Source organism: Palleronia caenipelagi, assembly GCF_007004065.1.
Classification (GTDB): Bacteria; Pseudomonadota; Alphaproteobacteria; order Rhodobacterales; family Rhodobacteraceae; genus Palleronia; species Palleronia caenipelagi.
The window spans coordinates 56,264-80,812 of the sequence record NZ_VFSV01000008.1 but is presented as its reverse complement, the minus strand read 5'-3'; the positions used below and the strand labels follow the sequence as shown (position 1 = coordinate 80,812).

Here is a 24,549-nt window from a genome sequence, read left to right as displayed (position 1 = left end):
CGATCATGGATTTCTACTTCGGACTTTTGCAGATCTTTGGCGTGCACACGCTGCTCGGTCTTTCTGCCTATGTAGTACTGCTGACCGGACAGGTCAGCATGGCGCAGGCGGGTTTCTACGCCATCGGGGCCTATGCCGCCGGGGCCGCCACGGCCATGTTCGGGATGCACATCATCCCTGCCGTCCTGCTCGCCGGTCTCGTGTCGGCGGCCATTGCCTGCGCGGTCGGTTTCCCGGCTCTGCGGGTCAAGGGCCTGATGCTGGTCGTCGCCACACTGGCCTTCGGCGAGATGGTGCGGATGATTTTCTTCAACCTCACCTGGCAGGTTGAACGCGACGGTGCGCTGGTCGGCCCGAATGGTGCTGAAGGCTTTCGCGCGATCCGTTATTTCCCGGAGAATGGCTGGGAGATCTGGCAGGTGACGACGCTGATCTGGATCTTCGTCGCACTGGTCATGGCGGCGCTCTGGTGGATGGACCGGACCCGCGCCGGAGCGGTGCTCCGCGCAGTGGGTCATGATGAGGTCGCCGCGCAATCCATTGGCCTGAACCTGACCGCGGTGAAGGTCGGAGCCATGACCGCCGGGGGCTTCATCGCCGGGATCGGCGGCAGCCTTTACGCCCACACCGTGACCCATATCGAGCACGGGATCTTCGGCGTGCTGCTGGCGACCTTTGCCGTGGCCTATCCGATCCTTGGCGGGCTTGGCTCTGTCTTTGGCACGCTCATCGCGGTGCTCTTTATTCAAGGGTTTCTCGTCGAAGGACTGCGCTTCATGGGCGACTGGCGGTCGCTTCTGTTTGGCGCGCTGATCGTCGTGGCGATGAACCTGCGGCCCAAGGGCTTACTGGGTGACACCCCACTGCGACTGGGGGGGCTGAGGCGCAAACCCAGCTCCACGCCGGCATTACAGGAGGCTGACTGATGCTGACCCTTGAAAACCTGTCCAAGCATTTCGGCGGCGTGCGCGCGGTCGATGATGTGAGCCTGACGATCCGCGAAGGCGAGATCTTTGGCCTGATCGGTCCGAATGGCTCTGGCAAATCGACCACGGTAAACCTGATCACCGGCCTCTATGCGCCGACGACGGGCCGGGTGATGCTCGACGGCTACGATTTGACCACCATGGCGCAGCATGAGCGCACGGCAATGGGGGTGGCCCGGACGTTCCAGAACATCCGGCTCTTCGGCAACCTCACCGTGGCGGAGAACCTCTGGGTTGCGCAGAACGGCCATGAGCAGCGCCGCGCCCATTTCCTGTCCCGCTGGTTCAGGGCGGGCGGCGAAAGGGGCGCCGACATCGACGAGCTGCTGGAGTTTTCCCGGCTCCTGTCGAAACGCGATGTGCCGGCCTCGGCGCTCTCCTTCGGAGAGATGCGGCGGCTGGAGATGGCGCGGGCGCTGGCCTCAAACCCACGTGTCCTGTTGCTCGATGAACCGGCCGCCGGGGCAAGCCTGGAGGACGGCCAACTGCTGGCCGAGCGCATCCGTGCGGTGCAGGGGCGCGGCGTCACCGTTCTCCTGATCGAGCACATGATGGAGCTGGTGATGGGCATCACCGACCGCATCGCCGTGCTGAATTTCGGCGGCAAGATCGCCGAGGGCACGCCTGCAGAGATCCAACGCAACGACGATGTGCGCAGCGCTTATCTCGGCTCGAAGCACAAGAACGAGGAACTGGCCCATGCTTGAGATCCGCGACATCCGCACCTCCTACGGCAAGATCGCCGCGCTCAAGGGCGTCTCTCTGGATATCCGCGAAGGCGGGCTGACCTGCCTCCTGGGGCCGAATGGCGCGGGCAAGACCACGCTGATCTGGACCATCGCCGGAATTCTGCGCGCCCAGTCGGGGTCGATGACCCTCGATGGCGAGGAGCTGACCGGCCTGAAATCTCACACCATCGTCGGCAAAGGCGTCGTCACCGTGCCCGAAAACCGGCTGGTCTTCCCGGAAATGACCGTGCGCGACAACCTGATCGCCGGCGCCTTTTCCCGCCGGAAGGACAAGACGGGGGTGATGGCCGATCTGGAGGATGTGCTGCAGCGTTTTCCGCGTCTGCGCGAGCGGGCCAGTCAGGAGGCGGGGACGCTTTCAGGCGGTGAACAGCAGATGCTGGCGGTGGGCCGCGCGCTGATGGCACGGCCCAGGGTCCTGCTGATGGACGAGCCGTCCACCGGGCTTGCGCCGATCATCGTCGAGGAAATCTTCGCCATTATTGGCCAGCTCCGGGACGAGGGTCGGACGATCTTTCTCGTGGAGCAGAACGCCCATATGGCGCTCGACTACGCGGATCACTTCTATCTTCTCGAACAGGGACACGTGACCTTTGGCGGTCGTCCCGGCGAGGTGGATCACGAGGAGCTGATCGCGCAGGCCTATCTCGGCGCGCGCAAGGCGAGTTGAGTCCTCACCTCATCCCCTGTCGGGGGTAACCACATCCGTCGGGTCCAGCGCCTGCCAGATCCCACGGGCCACCAGATCGCGGATCACCTCCAGCGTGATCCGCTCCACCTCGCGGCTCGCGCGGGTCGCGGGGCGGCCCGGATTGCGCATCAGGTAGACGGGTCGGACCATGGCTGGGTCCACGATGGGCGCCATGATCAGCTCCCCCCGCTCCACGTAGTCAATGGCGGCAGCAGGGGCGAGGATCGTGTAACCTGACCCGCGCGAGACCATGGATTTGATATGTCCGAGGCCGTCCATTTCAGTGGGCACATTCAGATCGATGCCCTGCGCTTTCATGAAACGGTCGATCATGCTCCGAAGCCCGTGATGGGGCGAGGGCAGCACCAGTTCGGCCTCCGGCAAAGCGGTCATCGGGACGGGCGATCCGGGCGGGCTATCAAATGGCCAGGCATCGGGCGCGGAGAAGAAATGGAGCTCCTCGGTCATCAACTGCCGGTGCGACAGATGCCGGACTGATCCGAGGTCATAGAGGATGCCCATGTCGATGGTCTGGTCCTCCAGCCACGTCTTGATAAAGCCCGACATGGCATCGACGAGGCGCAACCGCACCTTCGGCAGTTCAAGCCGGACCGTTTCTGCCAGCGGGACCGACAGCACCATGGCGATGGAGGACGGCAGGCCGAACGTCACCTCCCCCTGCGGCTCGCTGCCCGACTGGCGCACCGCCTCTTCGGCCCGGCCCAGCGCCGCGATAACCTCGCGCGCGTGAGACAAAAGAATCTCCCCCGGCTCCGTCAGGGTCACGCCGCGTGGGCTGCGTTCCAACAGCTGCACATCAAGCTCTTTTTCCAGCGAAATGACATGCTGGGACAGGGAGGGCTGGGCCACATGAACCCGTTGTGCGGCCGCGGAGAGGGAGCCTTCTTCGGCGATGGCCACGAAATAGCGAAGTTGCCGAATATCCATCGCCAATACTCCCTGTCAGACAGATCCTCTATGATGGGTCCCGGCCGACACAGGGCTACAGCCCTGTTCCAAAGGGAAATCCTCCCGCCACAGGCTCAGTCAAAACAAAACCTTCTAACGACGCAAGAAAAACTGTCTTACCGCTCCGCAGATCAGGGCTGCTAGCCGTAGGTCATGGCCGAAACCGGAGGAGCGCCCATGACCGAGATCACCCTGCACCATTACGACCTGTCGCCGTTTTCCGAGAAAATCCGTCTGGCGCTGGGGCATAAGGATCTCGACTGGCGCTCGGTCAAGGTCGAAGCGGTGCCGCCCCGCCCGCTGCTAGATGTGCTGACCGGCGGGTATCGCCGGGTGCCGGTGTTGCAGATCGGTGCGGATGTCTATTGCGATACCGAAGTGATCTTTCGCGCGCTGGAGCGGGTGAAACCCACGCCGTCGCTCTACCCGACGGGCGAAGGTCTGTCGAAGGCTCTGTCGCTCTGGTGGGACCGCGCCACGTGGAAGCCCGCCATCGGCGTTCTGGTGGATTACATCGGCGAGCATCTCCCCGAGGAATTCTTGCGCGACCGCAAGGAGCATTATCTGGGCTATGACATCTCGAAGGATGCCATGGCTCCGCAGATGCCCGCCTATGTGCAGCAGATGACGGCCTTTGCCGCGTGGCTCGATGATATGCTGGGCGAACAGCCCTACCTCACCGGCGACGCACTCAGCGCGGCGGACCTGACCTGCTATCACTCCCTGTGGCTCCTGCGCGCCAATTGCGGAGCGGAGGCCATCGACAGCCGCCTGCGTCTGTCCACGCGTCTGACCGACTGGATGGACCGAGTCGCCGGGATCGGTCACGGAACCTCCACCGAGATGACCTCCGACGACGCCATTGCCGCCGCCAAAGCTGCCACACCCGTAGACGGATTCGACGCCGATGATGATCCGTCAGGCCTTCATTTCGGGCAACGGGTCACCGTGACCCCCGACGACAATGCCCGCGTGCCCGTCACAGGACAGATCGTTGCGGCAGATGCGCAGGAAATCGTCCTCGCCCGCGACACGGACGAGGCGGGCCTGATCCACATCCACTTCCCGCGCGCCGGGTTTGAGGCGCTGCCCGCCTGAGGCACGCAAACCAACGGAGATCCCCCAATGACTGACATCATCGAAGCCAACCGCCAGCGCGCGCAGGATTATTTCAAGGCCTTCGCGAGCAAGGACCGCGCCTGGCTCGAAGCCAATGTGAGCCCGGACTATATCCGCAACGACACCACCCTGCCATTCGAGGTCAAAGGCCCCGAGGGCGTGCTGCAACTTGGTGACCTCCTGCTGGGCGCGTTCTCCGAGATCGAGCTCGACGTGCAGGATACCGTGGCCGAGGGCGACAAGGTTTTGGTCCGTCTCCAGTTTCGGGGTGTCCATTCGGGCGCGTTTGGGGACTATCAGGCGACGGGCAAACGGTTTGACGTGGCCGTGCTCGACCTCTTCCGGATGGAGGATGGGATGATCGCCGAGCAATGGCCCGCCATCGACAATATCGGCCTGCAACAGCAGATCGGGATGCTCTGATGCGGCTCGCTGGCAAATCGGCGCTGGTCACCGGCGGTGGGGCGGGGTTCGGAGCGGAGATCGCCCGGGTCTTTGCCCGCGAGGGCGCCAGCGTGGTGATCCTCGACCTGAACGGGGAGGGTGCCGCTGCCACCGCTGCGGAGATCGGCCCAGTCGCGCGTGCCGTCACCGGGGACGTGACCCGCGCCGAAGATATCGGCGCTGCCGTCTCGGCCGCCCGGGATAACGGTGGGGCGCTCGACATCGTAGTGAACAATGCCGGCTGGACCCATCGCAACAAGCCCATGCTGGAGGTCACCGAGGACGAATTCGACCGCCTCTACGCCATCAACGTCAAGTCGATTTATCACATGGCGAATGCCTGCGTGCCGGTGATGCGGGCGCAGGGCGGTGGGGTAATCCTGAACATTGGTTCCACCGCCGGGATCCGCCCTCGTCCGGGCCTGACCTGGTACAATTCGACCAAGGGCGCGGTGAACCTTCTGTCGCGCTCCATGGCGGTCGAGCTCGCTTCCGACAGGATCCGGGTAAATTGCGTGGCCCCGGTGATGGGGGCGACAGGGCTGCTGGAGTCCTTTATGGGCCTGCCCGATACGCCGGAGAACCGCGCCCGGTTTATCGCGACAGTACCGCTGGGCCGACTGGCCGAACCGCGCGATATTGCCAGCGCCTGCCTCTACCTGGCCTCCGACGAGGCGGAGTTCATCACCGGGACGGTCTTTGAAGTGGACGGAGGTCGGACGGTCTGAGCCATGACGTTGCCGGTCACATATCTCTTTGTCCCCGCCGACCGTCCTGACCGCTTCGCCAAGGCGCTGGGGTCTGGTGCGGATCGGGTGATCCTCGATCTTGAGGACGCGGTGCGGGCCGAGGCCAAATCCGCCGCCCGCGAGGCCATCCGGAACGCCGGGCTGGACTGGCGACGGATCGTTATCCGCATGAACCCGGCGGACTCTCCTTTCTGGGATGACGATCTGGCGCTCCTGAAACGGATCCGCCCGCCAGCGGTCATGCTGCCCAAGGCCGAGTCTGCCGCTGTCATTGCCATGATCGTGGAGCGTTCGGGTCCCGGCACCACCGTTTTGCCGCAGATCGAGACCGCACGTGGCCTTGACCGGATCGACCAGCTTCTGACTGCGACCGGAGTTCGGCGTGTGGCGTTCGGGCATCTGGATTTCGCCGCCGATCTTGATGCCGAACCCGTGAGAGAGGCGCTCAGCTTTGCCCGGCACAGGCTGGTCTGGCGGTCCCGGGTGATGGAGCGCGGCGCGCCACTGGACAGTGTCACCGCCAGGATCGACGACGCTGCGACCCATGAGGAGTCTGCGGCGGCCCGGGCGCTTGGCTTTGGCGGCAAGCTGCTGATCCACCCGGCGCAAGTCGCGCCCTGCGCCCGCGCTTTTGCCCCGACCGACGCCCAGATCATCTGGGCGCGGAGAGTTATCGCGGCGACTTCCTCCGGTCAGCCGGGCGCGGTGGCGCTCGACGGCCAGATGATCGACAAGCCGGTCGAGAACGCGGCGCGCCGGGTCCTTGACCGGGCCCGGCAGAATGCGGAGTAGCAGATGATTGTTCTTCCCAGAGAGATTGACGGCTACGGCCCGCTGAAGCTGCCGACGGGCCGACTGAGGCCCGCCCGCAGACCGTCAAAGCTGCTGGCGGATCTGGACGCTGCGCTTGACGCCTGCGAGATACGTGATGGCGCGACGGTGTCCTTTCACCACCACCTGCGCAATGGTGACGGGGTGCTGAACCTCGTGCTCGACCGCCTGGCTGCGCGCGGGCTGAAGGGTCTACATGTCGCGGCCACGTCGATCTTTCCAGTGCATGCGTCGCTGGTCGGGCACATCCGCAGCGGCACGGTGACGCGGCTGTCCGCGAACTTCATCTCCGGACCGGTGGGCGAAGCGGTAAGTCACGGCCTCCTGCCCCATCCGGTTATTCTGCGCACCCATGGGGGTCGGGCACGGGCGCTCGATCAGGGAGAGTTGCGCGTTGACGTGGCTTTTGTCGCCGCTCCGGCCGCTGATGACATGGGCAATATCTCCGGGCGCATTGGCCCCACCGCCTGCGGCACGCTGGGTTATCCGCTGACCGATGTGGAGGTTGCGCAGCATGTGGTGGCGGTGACCGACACGCTGGTTCCTTTTCCGGCGCCCAGCATTGATATCCCACAGGGCAAGGTTGATTACGTCGTGGCCGTCTCCAGCATCGGGAACCCGGGTGGCATTGCTTCGGGCACCACCCGTCCTGCCAGCGATTCAGTCAGCACCGGGATCGGAAACACCGCAGCCGCAGCGATCGCCGCCAGTGGAGTGTTGGTGGACGGATTCTCTTTCCAGACGGGCGCGGGTGGCGTGTCACTGGCCACAGCCGATGCGGTAGGTCAGATCATGGCCGAGCGCGGCGTGACCGGTAGTTTTGCTGCGGGGGGGATTACCGGCTTTCATGTGCGGATGTTGCGGGACGGATTGTTTCGCGGGCTGATGGACGTGCAATGCTTTGATCTCGAAGCAGTCGAGTCCTACAAGTCAGACCCGCGCCACCAAATGATGAGCGCGGCCACGTATGCCGGGCCGCATATGGGTGGAGCTGTGGTTGACCGCGTCGATACAGTCGTGCTGGGGGCCGCTGAGTTCGACCTGTCCTTCAATGTAAACGTGACGACCAAAGCGGGCGGAATCATCATCGGTGGCTCCGGAGGGCATGCAGATACCGCCGCCGGTGCCAGTCTGACCGTTGTCACCACCCGGCTTACCGCCTCCGGCTATGCGAAAATCGTGCCTGAGGTCGGAACGCTGACGACCCCGGGATCAACCGTAGATCTGGTCGTTACCGAAGAGGGCATCGCTGTGAATCCCCTACGTCCTGAGCTGGCCGAACGGTTGAGAGCGGCCGGACTGAATGTGACGGGGATCGAGACCCTCTTTGACAAAGCGCAAGGATTGGCCAAGGTCCCGACACCGCCCCGATCGCAGGGCCGGGTCGTCGCGGTTTCCGAATATCGCGATGGCAGTGTGACGGACGTGGTTCGTAAGATTGGCGCGGGCTGAGGGGGTCGTCTCTCTTGCACTTTGAGACGCCGGACAGTACCGCGCCGACATGAAGCGTTTTTTGATCCTGCAACTGCGCCCGGAAACCGAGGCGTCTGACGAGGAGTTCAGGTCGATCCTGAACAAGTGCGGCTTGCCGGAGGAGCGGACTCACCGCATCCGGGTCGACCAGCAGGATATCCAGGCCGATCTCGACGTGACCGCCTATGCCGGGGTTATCGTCGGCGGCGGGCCGGGCTGCGTCAGCGACCGGCCCGAGGACAAGAGCCCTCTCGACGCTCGGATCGAAGGGCAGATTCTGGCTCTGATGCCGCAGATTACTGCGGCAGATCACCCCTTCATGGGGTGTTGTTATGGCTTGGGTATTCTGGCGCATCATCTGGGTGGCGAAGTCAGCAAGGCCCGCTTTGGCGAGCCGGTGGGGCCGTCGCTTTGTACCATGACGCCCGAGGGTGAGGACGATCCGCTCCTGCGCGGGCTGCCAGCGGAATTTGAAGCCTTCGTCGGTCATAAAGAAGCTGTACAGGATCTGCCCACGGACACTGTCCACCTGGTCGGCTCTGCCCCGTGCCCGTTTCAGATGATCCGCTACCGAAGCAATGTGTACGCGACTCAGTTTCACCCCGAGGCCGACGCAAATGACTTTGAGCGGCGTATTCAGATCTATCGCGGGTATGGGTACTTCCCGCCCGAAGATGCAGACCGTCTGATCGCGGCCTGCCATGCCGCGCGCGTTTCCGTTCCGGGTGAGATCCTGCGCCGGTTCGCCGTGCGCTACGGCTGACCGGCGGTACGGATCAAACCCTGTCGTCGGTCCAGGGGTTTTCGCCAAGGGCGGCGCGATCTTCGGTGATTTCTACGGCATCGCGGGGCCAGACGATGGTCACGACGGCCCCGGACCGTTCGCCCTCCTTTAGCGCCGGACCAAACTTGTCGCGACCGTTGGCAAAGGTGATTTCGGCCCCGGATCGCTCCAGCAGGGTTTTGGCGATGAACAGCCCGAGGCCCATGCCTTCGTAACTTTCGCGCGGTGTGCTATTGTCGGGGGCGCGGCGGTGACGCTGGAACGGGTCGCCCAGATGCGGCAGCACCTCGACTGGAAAACCCAACCCGTCATCCGCGATTTGCACGGTTATGCGCTCCGTCGTCCAGCGGACGTCGATCCAGACCGTAGTGGTGGCAAAATCAACGGCGTTCTGGATCACATTGCGCAATCCATGGATCATTTCCGGGCGCCGCGCGACACTGGGGTGGCCCTCTGTGGGATCACTGACATCCGGTGTGTCGATGATCACATGCTTGCTCCGGTTCAAATGAGGCTCGGCGGCGTCCTCAATCAGCCCCAGGATGGGCACGATGCGAATGTGGATGTCTTGCTTGCCGGCCTGCCCCATCGACCTCAGGATCTCGCGGCAGCGCTCGGCCTGAGCGCGGATGAGCAGCGCATCGTCGCGCATGTCTGCGTCCACTGCCTCATCCGCCATCTCCTGAGAGACCAAAGCGATTGTCGCAAGCGGTGTCCCAAGCTCATGTGCCGCCGCAGCCACCACGCCGCCCAGATCGGTCAGCTTTTGCTCGCGCGCGAGTGCCATTTGCGTGGCTGAGAGTGCTTCGGCCATAGCGGCGACCTCTGCTGTCACCCGACGGGCGTAGCTTGCCTCGAACGTGATCCCGACCACAAGCGCCGCCCAAAACCCGATCCGGAACAGTTCGGGGATCTCCAGCAGGTCACCGGTACGGGTCTGCAAGGGGGCATAGAAAAACAGCATGAGCGTAATGAGCGTGATCGCCAGACTGCAAAGGCCGATGATCTTGCGAGACGGGAGAGCTGTGGCCGAGATAGCGACCTGAGCCAGCACCAGCAGTGCGAACGGGTTGTTCAGGCCTCCTGACAGCGCGAGCAGCGAGCAGAGCTGGACCATGTCGAACGCCAGAGCCCCTGTGAACTCGGCTTCGTTCAGGCGCCGGTTCGGGGGCAGAAGTTGCAGGGCCATCAGGTTTGTGATCACAGCAGCGTAAATCACCAGCAGCACAAGCCCGAGATCAAGCCGAAGGTCGAACACCCATTGCGCCACCAGAACGGTGACAAGCTGGCCGCTGACGGCAATCCAGCGGAGTCGGGTCAGCGTACGCACCCGAACCCAATCGGACCGGTCCCGGATACTGGGCGAGCCGTCGAATGGGCTGAGCGAGAGGGGAAGGCGGGTCTGCGGCATTGCCCCCCCTTGTAGGCAGCCGAAAGCTTTGAGATCAATGCGGCGACCTGTCGACGTGAGGCGCGCTGATGAAACGAACCTATGTAACAGTGGCCGCGACTGCCGCGACAGCCCTCCTTGCAGGTAGCGCAATTCTGCTGTGGCTCGGCGACGAAGACACGCCCTGCCGCTCCGGCACCACCGTCGCAGGCGGGGCGCTGGGTGGCCCGTTTGAGCTGGTCAGCGAGACCGGCGACACCGTTACGGACGCCCAGATCATTGACCGCCCGTCGCTGATCTACTTTGGCTACACCTATTGCCCCGATGTCTGTCCCCTCGATGCGAGCCGCAATGCCGAAGCGCTCGATCTGCTCGCTGAGCGCGGCCATGATAACGTGCAGGCTCTGTTCATCACCGTGGACCCGGAGCGGGACACCCCGGAGGTACTGACCGAATACACCGATTATATGCATCCTGACATGATCGGTCTGACGGGCACCCCCGAACAGATCCGCGCGGCGGCCAAAGCCTACCGGGTTTATTATCAGCGGCAAGGTGACGATCCGGCGACCTATCTCGTGGATCACACCTTCTACACTTACCTCGTCACGCCCGAAGAGGGATTTGTGGATATTTTGCGCGGTGCGCCCGGTGCTGGCGGATCCGAGGGGCAGAGCGCCGAAGATGTCGCTGCGATTACGGCCTGCTATTTGGAACGTTTCTAAATCCACCCCTTTGAAACTGCGCCCCTTGTGACTAGTTAAGGGCTGCAACAGGAGAGGAGCGCACGGCATGTCGGATACGCAGGCACTGGAAATCGGCCCGGATCCGTCCCTGTTGCTGGTCGATGATGACGAGCCGTTTCTGCGGCGTCTGGCCAAAGCGATGGAAAAGCGTGGTTTTCAGGTAGAAACGGCGGACTCGGTCGCGGCTGGGATGGTCATTGGCAATCACCGGCCTCCAGCTTATGCGGTGGTGGATCTTCGGCTCGGGGATGGCAACGGGCTCGACGTTGTCGAGACGATTCGGGCAAAGCGCGCGGACGCAAAGATCGTTGTGCTGACCGGCTACGGCGCGATTGCGACCGCCGTGGCTGCCGTAAAGATCGGCGCTACAGATTACCTCTCAAAGCCAGCCGATGCGCATCAGATCACCGACGCTCTGCTCAGCGAGACGGCCGAGCTGCCTCCGCCGCCGGAAAACCCCATGTCCGCCGACCGGGTCCGTTGGGAGCATATCCAGCGCATTTATGAGCAGTGTGATCGCAATGTCAGCGAGACGGCGCGGCGTCTCTCCATGCACCGGCGAACTCTACAGCGTATTCTGGCGAAACGCAGCCCGCGCTGATCAGGACCCCGCCACCTCAGCCAGAAAATCACGCCCCGGCATTTCCTAGAAGTGCAGAAGGTCGATGAAAATCTAGTTTTGGCCCAGCTTGTCCCCGTCGCGGCGGTAGACATCGATTACCCGGAAGTCTCCGGGCCACCCCGTGGGGGGATGTCCCATGAAGGGGCCTGACAGGGTTGCGGTGAAATTGGGCCAGCCAAGAAAGCCGCCAAAGGCTTCCTCCGCCAGACGCGCCAATGCCGCGGAGCGGCTTAGTCCTTGGGCCGGAATGCTGCTCTGCGTCGCGGGCGATGGTGTAGGTCGCGCCGATCCCCTCCGGACCCCACCAGAGCATGTCATCGGCCCATGTCCGCGCCAGCTCATCCTCCAGCGACAGCTCAGAACTCCACTGCCCGAGATCCGTGATCATCCTGTTGATCAGTGCGAGGGTCTGCTGACCTTCTTCGGGGGGGGGGGCGGGTCATAGAGGAGCCCATCATGGGTTGCCGGGCCGGGCTGGACCAGATGCTGGGCCGTCTGATCGCGCCATATGGGCAGCCCTGCCTGCGCCATGAGGTGCGGGAGGTCGAAATACATGGCGGTTTCGGTGATCCGGTCGCCCTCAACCCGGTAAAAGCTGCAGTAGCGGAGCATGGCGATCTTCTCCGTGGGCCGGACCCCCAGCCACGGCCGGTCGAATAGCCCCATCAGATGCCCCATGGACACCACCCATGTGGTGGCAAAACCGTCCATCTCGTTTCGCCCGGCAAAGAAGATGTCTTCACGGTGGGTCAGGGCAGTGAGAGCGGCTTTGAGCGGGGTCCAGAACTTTGTGGCCATCTCCTGTGGTTCTGTGATCAGGACAAAGGTATGAAAGCTGCGCCACAGTTGATCCGGGCTGAGAAATCGCGCCAGTGATTCGCCCGTGGCGTGATCTGAGGCGGCGTCCAGAGCTCTGTGAAACTCCCGAAAGATGGCCTGTTCTCTCTGGAACCTTCTATCTTTCCAACCTTCTGGGGAAAAATTGCATACGCCTTCAAGAAAACAATCCCCCAAAAGACAGATAAAAGTCCGCGTTTATTGCCAGCGTCTGCAATTATCGATTGCCGGGGAAGGCTCCAGTGGCCGAGATCAGATTGTCGGGCGTCTCAAACCGCCGGGGCTCCTTTGTCTGTGTGGGCAAGCTCGACCTGACTATTCCTGACCGCGAATTCCTCGTCTTGCTGGGCCCCTCGGGCTGCGGCAAGACCACCACGATGCGGATGATCGCCGGTCTCGAAGACCCGACCGAGGGCGAGATTCTGATCGACGGGAAGGTGGTGAACGATCTGGAGCCCAAGGATCGGGACGTGGCGATGGTGTTGCAGAGCTATGCGCTTTACCCGAACCTGAACGTCTATGAGAACATCCGCTTTCCTTTGCGCGTGCGTGGCAGCGACCCGGCGGGACAAAAGGAAAAAGTGATGCTTGCCAGTGCGATGGTCGAGCTGGACGATTTTCTGCACCGCAAACCGGCGGAGCTGTCTGGCGGTCAACGCCAGAGGGTCGCGCTCGCCCGGGCCATTGTGCGCCAGCTCAATGTTTTCCTCATGGACGAGCCCCTGTCCAATCTCGATGCGAAGCTGCGCGTCTCCACACGGGCGCAGATCAAGAACCTCAGCCACGAACTCGCGGTGACCACGGTCTACGTCACCCACGACCAGATCGAGGCGATGACCCTCGCGGATCGTGTGGTGGTGATGGAGAAAGGCGTGGTTCAGCAGGTGGGCAGTCCGACCGAGATCTATGACCGACCCGCGAATACCTTTGTGGCGAGTTTCATCGGCAGTCCGGCGATGAACCTCATCAAGGGCCAGATCTCCGGCGGTGTGTTCCGCGCCGAGAATACCGAAATCGGAGGTCTGCGGGCCCCTGACGGGCCGGTGACGCTGGGCTTCCGGGCCGAGGATGCGGAGGTCGGCACCGGGTCCGGTCAGATCACCGGGCCGATCTACACGCTGGAGTTGCTTGGTGACGCGACCATGGTCAGCCTGCGCATCGGCGGCGCGCTGGTCAGCGCCAAGGCCGACAAGAGCTTTCGAGCCGAAATCGGGGAGCCGGTCTCGATCCGCGTCCCCGGCGAACATTGCCATCTCTTTGATGGCGGGACCGGAGCGCGGCTCAGCGAGTGATACCCAAAGACCTGGATGCGTGGTTGCAAGGCGCATCCCGAACCAAAAGGAAACAGGGAGGACAACATGTTTCTGAGAAGCCTGACTACCGCCGGAGTTCTGGCTCTGACCGCAGGCGGCGCCTTTGCCGAGTGTGAGATCACAGCGCGCGTGAGCATCGTGGGTAACGAATTCCCCGCGATCCAGACGGTCGGCGCGGGAGCACAGGACTGCTCCGGGGCGGAGGTCACAACGAACCTCACGGCCGACCACCAGAAGATCAATCTGGCGGGCATGCAGGGCGATCCGGCGGAGTATACCTCGGCGATTATCGCCAACTCCTCGATCGTCGCGCTGATGAACGAAGACGTGATCCGCCCCCTCAACGACCTGGTCGACACCCATGGCGACCGGCTGAGCGATCAGCAGCTGATCCGCATTGGCGATGATGTGATGGCTGTGGCTTTCATGGCCAACGCCCAGCATCTGGTCTACCGCGCGGATGTGCTCTCAGAGATCGGGGTCGAGCCACCGAAAACCTACGAAGACATGCTCGCCGCCGCAAAGATGATCCGTGACAAGGGTCTGATGGATAACCCGGTCGGCGGCGCCTATGCGGCGGGCTGGAACCTCGCCGAAGAGTTCGTGAACATGTTCATCGGCTATGGGGGCGAGTTTTTCGAGGCCGGGACCGCCAATCCGAGCGTGAACACCGAGGCCGGTGTGAATGCGCTCAACATGATGAAGTCGCTGTCGGAGTACATGAACCCGGATTTCCTGACCCATGACAGCAATGCCACCAATGCCGAGTTCCGCGTTGGCAATGTGGCGCTGATGAACATGTGGGGCAGCCGGGCCGCGACCCTGACCGATGCCGAGGGCGTGCCGCAGGAGGTCATTGACGGCATGGCCATTGCCGGACCGATGACTGTCGGCGGCGGCGAGATCCCCGCATCGACCCTGTGGTGGGATGGCTGGACCGTGGCGAAAAACGTCTCTGACGACGAGGCCGCCTCCACCTTCAAAGCGCTGAGCTATGCCATCCGTCCGGAGATCCTCGACGATGAAGAGGTGGCGAAGCAGGCCGTATGGCTGATCCCCGGCTATGAGCGGACCGAAGCTGCCAAGGGCGTCTTTGCCGCCGCGCAGATGGGGACGAAGCCCTATCCGATGCTGCCCTATATGGGGCTGATGCACACCGCGCTCGGCAATGAGCTGTCGGACTTCATGCAGGGCAAGGAAAGTGCGGAGCAGGCGCTGGCCGATGTGGAGGCCGCTTACACCGCTGCTGCCAAGGAAAACGGCTACCTCCAGTAAGCCACCGCGCTGGGGACCTCAGGGCCCCCTGCCTTCCCCGTTCCGTCGAGAGACCCCGATCCGATGAAGCACCGCACGTTCTTTTGGTTTTTTCTGCCCACAGGTCTGGCGATGCTCCTGTTCATCGCCGCGCCGATCGTATCAGTGGTGACCTAGTCCCTCTTTGCCCCCCATGAGGCTGTGCTGAAGGTGGTCGAGAACTGCACCCCGCTGGTGGGCTGCACCAAGGAAACCACGGTCGATCAGGAGGCCACCCGTGCGCTGCGGGACGCGGCACCGCTGGGCCGGTTCATCGGGCTGGATGTCTATCTCGACCGGGGCCATCTGGCGGTCGCCGAGGTCGGCGAGGCGTGGCGGAGCAGCGACAGCCTGGGCGCTTTCTTTGGCAAGCTGCAAAACCTGCCCTTCTACCGCGCCATGAGCTTTACGCTGGTCTACACGTTCGTCACCGTCCCCTTGCTGATCCTGCTGGGGCTGATGATCGCGGTGGCGGTCAATTCCCTGCACCGCCATCTCAAGGGGCTGGCGATCTTCTTTTCACTCCTGCCTATGATCGTCACGCCGATCATCGGGGCGTTGATCATGTTCTGGATGATCGACAGCCGCGGCGTCATCGGCAATCTGATGATCTACCTGACGGGCGATCCGCAGCTCTCGCTGAAGGCCTCGACGCCGCTCATGTGGATCGCAATCATCATCTACGGGATCTGGCACTCGGCGCCCTTCGCCTTTGTGGTCTTCTATGCCGGTCTCCAGACCCTGCCCAAAGACCAGATCGAAGCGGCGCAGATCGACGGCGCCAGCCGGTTCCAGCAATTGCGTCTGGTGGTGGTGCCGCATCTGATGCCGCTCGTGACCTTCGTCACCCTGATCAAGCTGATGGATAACTTCCGGGTGTTCGAGGAGATCGTCGGGTTCAACGCGCAGGCCCATGCCACGTCCCTGTCATGGATCATCTTCAACGATCTGGGTGGCGAGACGCGCCAGCTCTCCGCCGCTGCAGCGACCTCGGTTCTGACAATCCTCGGGGTGGCGGTTCTGCTGTCACCGGTTCTCATCCGCACATGGCGGGATTCCAGGAGTACGCACTGATGGCTTCCAAAGCGCAACGCGCACCCCTCGGCCTGCGGATCGCCACAAACGTCTTCATCATTGTCTGGCTGATCATCGCCGCATTCCCGTTCCTTTGGACGTTCTGGGGGTCGTTCAAGGTCGAGCTGGATTTCTTCTCTATCTCCGACTGGACCAATGCGCTGACGGGCAAGAACACCGAAGAGACTTATGGCAGCCCGTTTACCGGCGCCGGTTACTACGGCGCTTGGGTCGCAGAGGGTTTCTGGCGGCCCGCAATCAATACCTTCATCGTCTGCTTCTTCGTGGTCTGCACATCGCTGACCATTGGCACGCTGGGTGGCTACGCCCTGTCGCGGTCCTCCTACCGCTACACGTTCTGGCTGCTGATCACCGCGCTGATTTTCCGCGCCATGCCGCCGATCACCCTCGTGTCGGGCTATCTGCTGCCATTCTTTGAGTGGAACCTCTGGGGCATCCTGCCCACGACCATCATCGTGCTGGTGGCGATCAACCAGCCTTTTACCCTTTGGATGCTACACAGCTTCTTTCAGAATATTCCCAAGGAGCTGGACGAGAGCGCCAAGGTGGACGGGTGCTCGCAGTTTCAGGCCTTCCGGCTGGTCATCGTGCCGGTCATGTGGCCGGGGGTGATCACCACGGGGCTGTTCAGCTTCCTTCTGGCCTATAACGATTTTGCCGTGACCTCGATGCTGCTGGCCGAGAGCCACCGGACCATGATCCCGCAGATCGCGGCCTTTCTCGGGACGACCCAGACCGAAGGCAACGTCATGTTCGCCGTCGCCGCCGTGGTCTCCGCACCCGCGCCGCTGTTCATTCGGGTGATGTTCCTCCAGCGCCAGATCGTTTACGGTCTCACTGCAGGCGCAGTGAAGGGAGAACGGGTCATGGAGCGGGGTTTCGACATCAAGGCGCTGGGCGAGATCGCCATTCGATGCGGAGACGTTGGGCGTCAGGTGGCGTTCTACCGCGATGTGCTCGGGCTGGAAGTGCTCAGCGGATCCTCCGACGACGACGGCATCGTGTTTTTCCGGATCGGGCCGGGCTATGGAGGGCATACGGCGGTTTTGGCGCTGTTCGCCCGCGACGCCGGGCGGGCCGAGATCCATCCCCACACCAGTGACGCACCCCGGACCGGCGCCGGGTCCTCCCTGCATCACCTCGCTTTGACCGTGGACCATGAGGCGCAGGAGAACGCCATGCGGTGGTTCTCGCATCACGGCATCGATTACCGGGTCGAGGTCTTTGACTGGATCGGCTGGCGGGGCGTGTTCTGCCTCGATCCGGAGGGAAACACCGTGGAACTGGTTGCGTTTGACCCGTCGCTGCTCGCAGCGGACGGACAGGAAAAGGAAGACTCCGATGGCAAAGGAGTGTCTCAACCGTAGTAAGCCCGAGGTGGAGAGGACCGAGGATGATGCGAATGTCCGCGAGGCCGTGGCCAGCACGCTCGCGGATATCGAGGCACGTGGCGATGTGGCGGTGCGCGAACTGGCGATGAAATTCGACAGCTACGACCGCGACAGCTATCGGCTGAGCGACGACGAAATTAAATCGATCATAGCCAAGGTCCCGCCGCGCGACATGGAAGATATGAAATTCGCACAAGAGCAGGTGGTGAATTTCGCCCGCGCCCAGCGCGCCTCCATGACCGATATCGAGGTCGAAACGCTGCCGGGTGTGATCCTTGGGCATAAGAACATTCCCGTGCAATCGGTGGGTTGCTACGTGCCGGGTGGCAAGTTTCCCATGGTTGCCTCCGCCCATATGTCCGTAGCCACGGCCAAGGTCGCAGGCGTGCCCCGCATCATCGCCTGCACCCCGCCCTTTCGGGGCGAGCCCAACCCGGCGGTCATCGCGGCGATGCATCTGGGCGGCGCGGATGAGATCTATGTGCTGGGCGGCATTCAGGCGGTGGGCGCTATGGCGCTCGGGACCGAGAGCATCGCACCCGTGCATCTGCTGGTTGGTCCGGGGAACGCTTTTGTTGCAGAGGCGAAACGGCAGCTGTTCGGTCGTGTCGGGATCGACCTCTTTGCCGGTCCGACCGAGACCATGGTGATCGCGGACAACACTGTCGATGCGGAGATCTGCGCCACCGACCTGCTGGGGCAGGCCGAACACGGCTACAACTCCCCGGCGGTCTTGGTGACGAACTCGTGGAAGATGTGCGTGGGCGAGGTGCGGTCGAAGGGTCAGGGCGAGCTTGAGAAAGACATCGCCAATCTGCGGGCCGCGATGGCTGTGCACGGGGCGGAGCGGGGCTTTATGAATGCCGCGTCTCCGGGGGTGATCTCGCTGTTTTTGCAGAACGACCACTATGCCACCCGCGACGCCTATCTGGCCGCCCTCGCGGACGCGATGAAGGCGGAGTACGAGACCATCGTCGCCGCCGGGCTGGATCTGCAGCTGGACTGCCCCGATCTGGCCCTTTCCCGGCACATGCTGTTCAACGATCTCAGCGACGATGAGTTCGTGACGATCGCCGACAGTCATGTGGAGGTGCTGAACCACGCCCTGAGCGACGTTCCGCAAGAGCGGGTGCGCATCCATATTTGCTGGGGCAATTACGAAGGCCCCCATTGCTGCGATATCTCCATGGCAAAGATGTTCGACACCCTGATGTCGGCCAGGGCCCGCTATGTTCTGTTCGAGACCTCGAACCCCCGCCACGGCCACGAATGGGCCGTCTTCCGCGATCGGAATGGCGATATCCCCGACGATAAGATCCTCGTGCCCGGCGTCGTGGACACCACCACAAATTTCGTCGAGCATCCGGAGCTGATAGCCCAGCGGCTGGAGCGCTTTGTCGATATCGTTGGGGCGGAGCGAGTGATGGCGGGCAGCGATTGCGGCTTTGGGACCTTCGCGGGATTTGGTGCGGTGGACCCAGATATCGCCTATGCGAAACTTCGCGCGATGGCCGATGGGGCGGCGCTGGTCGGATGAGCCTGCCCCTGGTCCTCTTGCCCGGCATGATGTGCGATGCGCGGCTCTTTGGGCCGCAGATCGCGGAGTTCTCCCGGGACCGCGCGGTGCAGGTCGCTCCGATCACCGGGGCAGACACGGTTGAGGCGCTGGCCGCTGAGATATTGCTCCACGCCCCGCCCCGCTTCGCGCTGGCTGGCTTGTCGATGGGCGGGATCGTGGCCATGGAGGTAGTCCGGCAGGCGCCGGAGCGGGTTGCCGGTCTGGCGCTCCTTGGTACCAACCCTAAGGCTGAGGCCGACAAGATCCGCGCCCTGCGCCGGCCGCAGATGGAGCGGGTCCGCCAAGGGGAGCTGGTTGCTGTGATGCGCGATGAGATGAAGCCGAACTACCTCGCCCCCGGTGCCGGCCGCGAGGATGTGCTGGCCCTCTGCATGGAGATGGCAGAGTCGCTTGGGCCGGACGTGTTCCTGCGTCAGTCGCAGGCGCTGATGGACCGGCCGGACCAATGCGACGCGCTCCGCGCCTATGGCGGTCCGGCGCTGGTGCTCTGCGGGAGCGACGATGCGCTTTGCCCGGTCTTCCGGCATGAATTGATGCGCGACCTCCTGTCTCGTCCGCGGTTGGTGGTCATCGAAGGCGCCGGGCATCTGCCAACACTGGAACGCTCCAAAGAGACCATCGCCGCACTCAGGGACTGGCTGAAGGAGACAGACGATGAATGACGCGCTGCTGGATTTGCTTCGCCGGGTGGGTACGCCCTCCGTCTGCAACTCCCTGACCGCAAAGATCGCTGTTGTCGCGCCTCCGACTGAGCCCGCCGATGTCATCCGGGCGCGTCGGATGGAATGCTACCGCCATATGGCAGAGGGCCCGCGTCCGGCCCTCGCGGTGCTTGGGCATCTGGACTGCGCAGAGGCTGTGGGCGCGTTCTGGGGCGAGATCAATACCACGATCCACCAATGCTTCGGCCTCTCTGGCGCGCTGACCAACGGTGTGATGCGGGATCTGGATGACATGGCGGATGGATTCCCGGTGATCGCGGGGTCTGTGGAGCCGAGCCACGGCTTTGTCCATGTGCTCGATATTGGCGCGTCGGTGACGGTGTTCGGTCTGACCGTTGACGATGGCAACCTGGTTCATGCCGACCGTCACGGAGCGGTGGTTATCCCGGAAGCCCATGTTGCGGAACTGGATCGGGCTATTCACAAGCGGCTCGATACCGAAGCGCTGATCCTCGGTTCAGCCCGGCAACCGGACTTTGACTTCGAAGCGGCCGGAACTTAGGCTCCGCAGAGCTCGCTGAAATCCCGGCAGAGGCGCAAAGCGATCAACCGGTGGGGATCTCCGAACGCGTCCTCAAAAGCCTGCTGTATCGATGCGCCAGCCGCGACGGCGTCGACCCATGCGTCGCGCTCTGACGCTGTGCCGAGGCTGTATCGCTCAGCCAGTTCTGATTGGATCTGCGTCGCCAGATCCCGCCGCCGGGAGGTCTCGACGGTTTCGGCAGATGGCGCCGTCGTGACTGATACAACCGGCGGTGCGGCGAGGGCAGGTCGTGCCGCCGGAATATTCGCTTTCACCAGAAGCGCGTCGTTTTCGGCATTGGCTTGCGCCAACAACTCGGTCAACTCGTCTTTCCGGGCGGTCAGGCTGGCGATTTCTTGTTCGAACATTTGGGCCCGCCCTGAAAAATCCTGACGGAGATCAAGCAGCTCCGCACGCGACGCATTCCGCTCCGCAACGAGCTCAGCCAAAACCGCGTCGCGCTCCGCCAGCCCCTCGGAGAGCTGCTGTTCCCGAGAGCGCGCTTCGGCGATTTCAGCGGCATGCTGGGTTTGGAGCTTGGCAAGCTCTGCCGTCGCCGATTTGGCCTTCTCTTCGGCGACCTGACGCGCCTCGGTCAGTTCCCTGATCTGCTCTGAGAGTGCGGTGCTCTGCCCGGCCAGCGATCCGAGTTGGGTCTCTGTCTCGCTCTGTAAAGCCGCCAAGGCGTTCTGGCCCTGCTTCACAGACTGGATGGCGGAGTCTCGCTCGTCGCGCAGGGTGGCGACGACACTGTTTAGTGCGCTGATTTCACCGACGAGGCGGGTGTTCTCGTTCGCAAGATCCGTCGCCGTGCGGACGCTCTCGTCGATGCGGGCCTCGCTTGACCGGACCTGCCCGATGAGATCTGTCCGGTCGATTGTCAGTGCAGCGAGTTCTGCCTCGGCTGCTTCGGCCCGATCTTCCGCCACCTGACGCGCCTCGGTCAGTTCTGTGATCTGCTCCGAGAGCGCGTCGGCTTGCCCGGTCAGCGATGCGATTTGAACCTCTGTCTCGCTCTGCAAAGCCGCCAAAGCGTCTTGGCTTTGGTCCACAGACCGTATGGCATCATCTCGCTCGTCGCGAAGGGTGGAGACAACTTCATTCAGCGTGCTGATTTCATCGGACAGGCGGGTTTTCTCATCGGCAAGATCTGTGGCTGTGCGCGCGCTCTCAGCGATCCGGGTCTCTCTGGACCGGATTTGCTCGAGCAGATCCTTCTGATCGATCTTCAGCGCGGCGAGCTCGGCCTCCGCCGCTTTGGCCTTCTCTTGGGCGACCTGACGCGCCTCGGTCAGCTCTGCGATCTGAGTCGACAGAGCGTCGGTCTGGCCGGCCAGTGATCCGAGTTGGACCCCCGTCTCGCTCTGCAAAGCCGCCAAAGCGTCTTCGCTTTGCTGCACTGACCTGAGAGCAGCGTCCCGTTCTTTGCGCAGGGCGGAAACGACTCCGTTCAGTTCGTTGTTCTCATCGGACAGGCGCGCGTTTTCACTCGTGAGATACCGGGTTGTACGCTCGCTCTCGGCGATCCGGGCTTCGCGTGATCGAACCTGTTCGAGGAGGTCCTGTTGGTCGATCTTCAAGGCGGCCAGTTGGGCGTCCCGCGTGGACAGGGCGCTTTGTAGCGCGGAGGTTTCGGCTGTGGTCGATCCTGCGTCGCGCAGTTGCGCCTCCAGCTCCTCAATCCGTGCTGCGAGTTGATCTCTGGCGCGCTGGCTGTCGCTGTTGGCGGCTTCGAGCGCGCTGATCTGGGCATCACGCGTGGCCAGGGCGGCGAGTTGTTGTTCGGTGGGAGCAGGAACAGCAGCGATCTCCGTGGGAGTCGCCGGATCCTGATCTCCGGTCCACAGCACCAGAGCCCCTGCCAGAAGGCCGACAGCCAGAGACGAAGAATAGAGGGTCGCGTGGCGCGCGACATGCCCCCGGGCGCGGGCCACCAGCCCGGTCTGAGCCGTTGGCAGCACCATGGGCACGGGTGGTGCGTGGGCTGCCTCAGCTTGGGAAATCAGCGTATTAAGTTGAAAAATAGTGGCCGCGTGAGACACTGGTCCACCAGCTTCGGGCATGAGCTGAAACAGGGTGATCTGGGTGATCGCATCGTCGATTTGCTGATGGGCCTGGGTAACTGTGGCAAAGCGATGGAACCCGTGCGCATGGCGCAGAATTGGGAAAAGCAGCTTGGCGTTTGCAGACAATAATAGCGGCGTCCAGTCCCGGATCTCTGCACGGATGCCGGTGACAAATCCGCTGACCCATTCCGCAATTACCCGCCGTGGCTCCAGCCGGTCGGGCATAAAGATGGTGGCGTCGCCCTCGCCGATCATGTGACGTATCTGCTGTGCCCGAGCGATGACCCTTTGGCGCAGTTCGGGATCAGGTGTCCGTTGGTCGGCGTCAACGTGGCCGAAAATGCGGGTGAGGTGCCGCTCGCGCAGGGACAGTTCCCCCAAGGACGGCAGGAAGATCGCGGTCAGAAACCCGTCCAGTTCTGCCGCAGTCATCGTGTCGAAGGGCCCGGCCTCTTCGAGGCTGACATCGAGGCGGTGGTACTCCGCCATCGAGAGAGGCCGGGCCGCCTGCATCACTTGGCCGTCTGGCTCAGGCAGAGCTGCCGGGTGATCGGGTTGACGATCTCGCCGCATTGGGACGGGTCGCTAAAGACGGTATCACCACCGGTCGCGAGCTGTTCTCCACGGCGCACACATTCATCCTTCTCCCAGCCGGGCGGCACGTCCTGAAGGTCGACCGCCTGCCATTTCGGGTGGCCGCTTTGCTTGAGCGCGTCGATATTTTCCCAAACAGCGCGGGTCACATCGGTCACAATCGCGCAGGACTGTTTGAAATAGCTGCTGGGGTTGGAAGAGAAGTCATAGGTCATCAGCACCGCTTTGACCGCCAATCCATTATAATCCGTCGGCTGAAAGGCGTAGGTTCCTGCCGGGATTGTGCTGGAGACATAGTAGTCGGCCAGTCGTGGATCATCCAGCGGCAGAAGCTGACTGTTCTCCGGCGTCAGGCGCGGATCGGCCAGCAGCTTCAGGGGAGCCCCGCCGACATAGAAGAACGCGTCGATGTCGCCAGCCAGAAACGCTTCGAGCGCCTCGGTCGTGCTCAGCGATACCGTTTTGCGCGGTGTCACTCCGGTCGCATCAAGCAGGAGCGACGCGGTGAGCTGGCTGCCGCTGTCCTGTGGTCCGACACTGACCCTAGCCTGCGACAGGTCGGAGAGCCCCGCCAGTCCGGGCCGAGCGACCAGATGGATTTCCTCGTTATAAAGCGGCATGACCAGCCGGACCTTGGCCGCCAGGCTGTTTAGTTCGGCATCGCTCGCTTTAAGGTTGCGGATGAAGTCCAGAACGTCATTCTGCACAATGCCCAATTGAGTCTGGGGGCGTTTATAAACCCCGTAAATATTTTCCAATGAGCCGTTCGATTCGTTGACAATCAGATCCACGCCATCGGCTGGCAAAACCGCCGAAATATCCCGCCCGATCTGGATATAGGTCCCCGAAGCGCCACCCGTCAAAATATTGGCATCGATCGACTGAGGCAGTGCCTGCCCCGCTGAAAGACCGAAAACCATCCCTGCCAGTAAAGTTACCCTCATGACTCTCCCCCACATAATCCAACAGTATTCGGGCAGGGGAGAGGTGCAATTGTCAACCTCCGGTCGAAATTTCGCCGAGCGCTTGTTGAATTGGATCGCTCTTGGGTGGCTTGGGGGTCACGCGACCGAATGTCATCCCGTTATGGTGTGGCAGGGTTCAGCGCGACCGTGGAGATCGACATTTTCGCGGAGCCCTCTTTGATATCGCGGGCGTGGGAAAGGTAGATCAGCACCTGATTCTCTTCGTCGTAGATGCGTTTGACCCGGAGGCTCTTAAAGACGATCGACCGGCCCTTGCCGAAAACCTCTTCGCCCTCGTCGTCGCGGTCGATATCGCCAATCTCGATGGGTCCGGTCTGTATGCAGGAGATGGAGCTGTTCGAAGGATCCTCGAACCAGTTGCCCTTGGATACGCGGTCGATCACGCCCCGGTCGAAATAGGCGACATGGCAGGTCACGCCTTTGACATCCGGATCGGCGAAGGCTTCGATCAGGATGTCATTGCCCAACCAGTCCACATCGACCTTGCCGACCTCTTCGGCGAGGGTCCCGGTTGCGGTGAGCGCCAGAGCGGCGGCGAAGGCGAGCTGTTTCATGGCTGTCGATACCTTTGCAATTGTTGGCCCGGAAACGCGGCGG

At 62.8% G+C, this 24,549-nt stretch carries 23 protein-coding genes and 2 pseudogenes; 19 read left to right on the top strand and 6 right to left on the bottom strand.

The window, feature by feature from the left end; all coding sequences use genetic code 11:
- Positions 1 to 5: 5 nt before the first annotated feature.
- The 3 genes from FEV53_RS06595 to FEV53_RS06585 are packed head-to-tail and all read left to right on the top strand — an operon-like array spanning position 6 to position 2,405.
- Entirely contained in the window at positions 6 to 926 is a 921-nt protein-coding gene (locus FEV53_RS06595; protein ID WP_142834023.1) for a branched-chain amino acid ABC transporter permease, read from the top strand.
- Complete coding sequence (locus tag FEV53_RS06590) at positions 926 to 1,693, top strand: ABC transporter ATP-binding protein (protein ID WP_221931589.1); 768 nt, start codon at positions 926 to 928, stop codon at positions 1,691 to 1,693. Before FEV53_RS06595 ends, FEV53_RS06590 begins: the two co-directional genes overlap by 1 nt.
- A complete protein-coding gene (locus FEV53_RS06585; RefSeq protein ID WP_142834021.1) occupies positions 1,686 to 2,405 on the top strand; it encodes an ABC transporter ATP-binding protein in 720 nt (239 codons plus the stop codon). The genes FEV53_RS06590 and FEV53_RS06585 overlap by 8 nt, the downstream gene beginning before the upstream one ends.
- A 9-nt stretch (positions 2,406 to 2,414) precedes the next feature.
- Here FEV53_RS06585 and FEV53_RS06580 read toward each other — a convergent pair whose 3' ends face one another.
- Positions 2,415 to 3,374 (bottom strand): LysR family transcriptional regulator, encoded by a 960-nt coding sequence (locus FEV53_RS06580; protein ID WP_142834020.1) that lies wholly within the window; start codon positions 3,372 to 3,374, stop codon positions 2,415 to 2,417.
- A 198-nt stretch (positions 3,375 to 3,572) separates the two neighbouring features.
- Here FEV53_RS06580 and FEV53_RS06575 point away from each other — a divergent pair, with 198 nt between their 5' ends.
- Genes FEV53_RS06575 through FEV53_RS06550 form a run of 6 tightly spaced genes read left to right on the top strand, consistent with a single transcriptional unit; the run spans position 3,573 to position 8,774 of the window.
- Positions 3,573 to 4,493: a glutathione S-transferase family protein gene (locus FEV53_RS06575; protein ID WP_142834019.1), complete on the top strand. Its 921-nt coding sequence runs from the start codon at positions 3,573 to 3,575 to the stop codon at positions 4,491 to 4,493.
- 27 nt (positions 4,494 to 4,520) lie between these two features.
- Entirely contained in the window at positions 4,521 to 4,937 is a 417-nt protein-coding gene (locus FEV53_RS06570; protein ID WP_142834018.1) for an ester cyclase, read from the top strand.
- On the top strand, positions 4,937 to 5,686 hold the full coding sequence (locus FEV53_RS06565) for a glucose 1-dehydrogenase (RefSeq protein ID WP_142834017.1): 750 nt from the start codon (positions 4,937 to 4,939) through the stop codon (positions 5,684 to 5,686). Before FEV53_RS06570 ends, FEV53_RS06565 begins: the two co-directional genes overlap by 1 nt.
- Positions 5,687 to 5,689: 3 nt before the next feature.
- A complete protein-coding gene (locus FEV53_RS06560) occupies positions 5,690 to 6,499 on the top strand; it encodes an HpcH/HpaI aldolase/citrate lyase family protein (protein ID WP_142834016.1) in 810 nt (269 codons plus the stop codon).
- A 3-nt stretch (positions 6,500 to 6,502) separates the two neighbouring features.
- Entirely contained in the window at positions 6,503 to 7,990 is a 1,488-nt protein-coding gene (locus FEV53_RS06555) for a citrate lyase subunit alpha (protein ID WP_142834015.1), read from the top strand.
- Positions 7,991 to 8,039: 49 nt separating this feature from the next.
- Complete coding sequence (locus FEV53_RS06550) at positions 8,040 to 8,774, top strand: glutamine amidotransferase (protein WP_142834014.1); 735 nt, start codon at positions 8,040 to 8,042, stop codon at positions 8,772 to 8,774.
- 13 nt (positions 8,775 to 8,787) lie between these two features.
- Here the strand turns inward: FEV53_RS06550 and regB are convergent, their stop codons facing one another.
- Complete coding sequence (gene regB, locus FEV53_RS06545) at positions 8,788 to 10,206, bottom strand: sensor histidine kinase RegB (RefSeq protein ID WP_142834013.1); 1,419 nt, start codon at positions 10,204 to 10,206, stop codon at positions 8,788 to 8,790.
- 68 nt (positions 10,207 to 10,274) lie between these two features.
- Here regB and FEV53_RS06540 point away from each other — a divergent pair, with 68 nt between their 5' ends.
- Together FEV53_RS06540 and FEV53_RS06535 are read left to right on the top strand one after the other, a co-directional pair.
- Entirely contained in the window at positions 10,275 to 10,910 is a 636-nt protein-coding gene (locus FEV53_RS06540) for an SCO family protein (protein ID WP_142834012.1), read from the top strand.
- Positions 10,911 to 10,977: 67 nt separating this feature from the next.
- The gene (locus FEV53_RS06535) at positions 10,978 to 11,532 is read left to right on the top strand and encodes an ActR/PrrA/RegA family redox response regulator transcription factor (RefSeq protein WP_142834011.1); all 555 of its coding nucleotides are present in this window, start codon (positions 10,978 to 10,980) and stop codon (positions 11,530 to 11,532) included.
- A gap of 417 nt (positions 11,533 to 11,949) precedes the next feature.
- Here FEV53_RS06535 and FEV53_RS22035 read toward each other — a convergent pair whose 3' ends face one another.
- Complete coding sequence (locus FEV53_RS22035) at positions 11,950 to 12,351, bottom strand: hypothetical protein (RefSeq protein WP_342778281.1); 402 nt, start codon at positions 12,349 to 12,351, stop codon at positions 11,950 to 11,952.
- Positions 12,352 to 12,632: 281 nt separating this feature from the next.
- Between FEV53_RS22035 and FEV53_RS06525 the strand changes: the two genes are divergently transcribed.
- The 8 genes and pseudogenes from FEV53_RS06525 to FEV53_RS06490 all read left to right on the top strand — a co-directional run bounded on the left by FEV53_RS06525 (position 12,633) and on the right by FEV53_RS06490 (position 20,285).
- On the top strand, positions 12,633 to 13,682 hold the full coding sequence (locus tag FEV53_RS06525; RefSeq protein WP_142834010.1) for an ABC transporter ATP-binding protein: 1,050 nt from the start codon (positions 12,633 to 12,635) through the stop codon (positions 13,680 to 13,682).
- 66 nt (positions 13,683 to 13,748) lie between these two features.
- Positions 13,749 to 14,978, top strand: coding sequence for an ABC transporter substrate-binding protein (locus FEV53_RS06520; RefSeq protein WP_142834009.1), 1,230 nt, complete (start codon positions 13,749 to 13,751; stop codon positions 14,976 to 14,978).
- A gap of 63 nt (positions 14,979 to 15,041) precedes the next feature.
- A pseudogene (locus FEV53_RS06515) lies at positions 15,042 to 16,070 on the top strand (carbohydrate ABC transporter permease).
- A pseudogene (locus FEV53_RS06510) lies at positions 16,070 to 16,948 on the top strand (carbohydrate ABC transporter permease); the annotation flags it as partial. The pseudogenes FEV53_RS06515 and FEV53_RS06510, both read left to right, overlap by 1 nt.
- A 9-nt stretch (positions 16,949 to 16,957) precedes the next feature.
- Positions 16,958 to 17,458 carry a VOC family protein gene (locus FEV53_RS06505; protein WP_142834090.1) on the top strand — a complete coding sequence of 167 codons (501 nt, stop codon included), beginning with the start codon at positions 16,958 to 16,960 and terminating at the stop codon, positions 17,456 to 17,458.
- Positions 17,433 to 19,019, top strand: a complete 1,587-nt coding sequence (gene hisD / locus FEV53_RS21430; RefSeq protein ID WP_142834008.1) for a histidinol dehydrogenase — start codon at positions 17,433 to 17,435, stop codon at positions 19,017 to 19,019. Before FEV53_RS06505 ends, hisD begins: the two co-directional genes overlap by 26 nt.
- The gene (locus FEV53_RS06495) at positions 19,016 to 19,723 is read left to right on the top strand and encodes an alpha/beta fold hydrolase (protein WP_142834007.1); all 708 of its coding nucleotides are present in this window, start codon (positions 19,016 to 19,018) and stop codon (positions 19,721 to 19,723) included. The genes hisD and FEV53_RS06495 overlap by 4 nt, the downstream gene beginning before the upstream one ends.
- Positions 19,716 to 20,285: an RraA family protein gene (locus tag FEV53_RS06490; RefSeq protein ID WP_142834006.1), complete on the top strand. Its 570-nt coding sequence runs from the start codon at positions 19,716 to 19,718 to the stop codon at positions 20,283 to 20,285. The genes FEV53_RS06495 and FEV53_RS06490 overlap by 8 nt, the downstream gene beginning before the upstream one ends.
- On the opposite strand, the gene FEV53_RS06485 is transcribed toward FEV53_RS06490, so the two are convergent.
- The 3 genes from FEV53_RS06485 to FEV53_RS06475 all read right to left on the bottom strand — a co-directional run bounded on the left by FEV53_RS06485 (position 20,282) and on the right by FEV53_RS06475 (position 24,506).
- Positions 20,282 to 22,945: a hypothetical protein gene (locus FEV53_RS06485; RefSeq protein ID WP_142834005.1), complete on the bottom strand. Its 2,664-nt coding sequence runs from the start codon at positions 22,943 to 22,945 to the stop codon at positions 20,282 to 20,284. The two genes, FEV53_RS06490 and FEV53_RS06485, sit on opposite strands and share 4 nt — an antisense overlap.
- Positions 22,885 to 23,910: a TAXI family TRAP transporter solute-binding subunit gene (locus tag FEV53_RS06480; RefSeq protein ID WP_185962124.1), complete on the bottom strand. Its 1,026-nt coding sequence runs from the start codon at positions 23,908 to 23,910 to the stop codon at positions 22,885 to 22,887. Before FEV53_RS06480 ends, FEV53_RS06485 begins: the two co-directional genes overlap by 61 nt.
- Before the next feature lie 140 nt (positions 23,911 to 24,050).
- A complete protein-coding gene (locus FEV53_RS06475) occupies positions 24,051 to 24,506 on the bottom strand; it encodes a CreA family protein (RefSeq protein ID WP_142834003.1) in 456 nt (151 codons plus the stop codon).
- Positions 24,507 to 24,549 lie beyond the last annotated feature (43 nt).

Coding starts and splice junctions, on each gene's coding strand:
- FEV53_RS06595 (WP_142834023.1), top strand. CDS start 6: ATGGATTTCTACTTCGGACTTTTGCAGATCTTTGGCGTGCACACGCTG.
- FEV53_RS06590 (WP_221931589.1), top strand. CDS start 926: ATGCTGACCCTTGAAAACCTGTCCAAGCATTTCGGCGGCGTGCGCGCG.
- FEV53_RS06585 (WP_142834021.1), top strand. CDS start 1,686: ATGCTTGAGATCCGCGACATCCGCACCTCCTACGGCAAGATCGCCGCG.
- FEV53_RS06580 (WP_142834020.1), bottom strand. CDS start 3,374: ATGGATATTCGGCAACTTCGCTATTTCGTGGCCATCGCCGAAGAAGGC.
- FEV53_RS06575 (WP_142834019.1), top strand. CDS start 3,573: ATGACCGAGATCACCCTGCACCATTACGACCTGTCGCCGTTTTCCGAG.
- FEV53_RS06570 (WP_142834018.1), top strand. CDS start 4,521: ATGACTGACATCATCGAAGCCAACCGCCAGCGCGCGCAGGATTATTTC.
- FEV53_RS06565 (WP_142834017.1), top strand. CDS start 4,937: ATGCGGCTCGCTGGCAAATCGGCGCTGGTCACCGGCGGTGGGGCGGGG.
- FEV53_RS06560 (WP_142834016.1), top strand. CDS start 5,690: ATGACGTTGCCGGTCACATATCTCTTTGTCCCCGCCGACCGTCCTGAC.
- FEV53_RS06555 (WP_142834015.1), top strand. CDS start 6,503: ATGATTGTTCTTCCCAGAGAGATTGACGGCTACGGCCCGCTGAAGCTG.
- FEV53_RS06550 (WP_142834014.1), top strand. CDS start 8,040: ATGAAGCGTTTTTTGATCCTGCAACTGCGCCCGGAAACCGAGGCGTCT.
- regB (WP_142834013.1), bottom strand. CDS start 10,206: ATGCCGCAGACCCGCCTTCCCCTCTCGCTCAGCCCATTCGACGGCTCG.
- FEV53_RS06540 (WP_142834012.1), top strand. CDS start 10,275: ATGAAACGAACCTATGTAACAGTGGCCGCGACTGCCGCGACAGCCCTC.
- FEV53_RS06535 (WP_142834011.1), top strand. CDS start 10,978: ATGTCGGATACGCAGGCACTGGAAATCGGCCCGGATCCGTCCCTGTTG.
- FEV53_RS22035 (WP_342778281.1), bottom strand. CDS start 12,351: ATGGCCACAAAGTTCTGGACCCCGCTCAAAGCCGCTCTCACTGCCCTG.
- FEV53_RS06520 (WP_142834009.1), top strand. CDS start 13,749: ATGTTTCTGAGAAGCCTGACTACCGCCGGAGTTCTGGCTCTGACCGCA.
- FEV53_RS06505 (WP_142834090.1), top strand. CDS start 16,958: ATGGAGCGGGGTTTCGACATCAAGGCGCTGGGCGAGATCGCCATTCGA.
- hisD (WP_142834008.1), top strand. CDS start 17,433: ATGGCAAAGGAGTGTCTCAACCGTAGTAAGCCCGAGGTGGAGAGGACC.
- FEV53_RS06495 (WP_142834007.1), top strand. CDS start 19,016: ATGAGCCTGCCCCTGGTCCTCTTGCCCGGCATGATGTGCGATGCGCGG.
- FEV53_RS06490 (WP_142834006.1), top strand. CDS start 19,716: ATGAATGACGCGCTGCTGGATTTGCTTCGCCGGGTGGGTACGCCCTCC.
- FEV53_RS06485 (WP_142834005.1), bottom strand. CDS start 22,945: ATGCGGCGAGATCGTCAACCCGATCACCCGGCAGCTCTGCCTGAGCCA.
- FEV53_RS06480 (WP_185962124.1), bottom strand. CDS start 23,910: ATGAGGGTAACTTTACTGGCAGGGATGGTTTTCGGTCTTTCAGCGGGG.
- FEV53_RS06475 (WP_142834003.1), bottom strand. CDS start 24,506: ATGAAACAGCTCGCCTTCGCCGCCGCTCTGGCGCTCACCGCAACCGGG.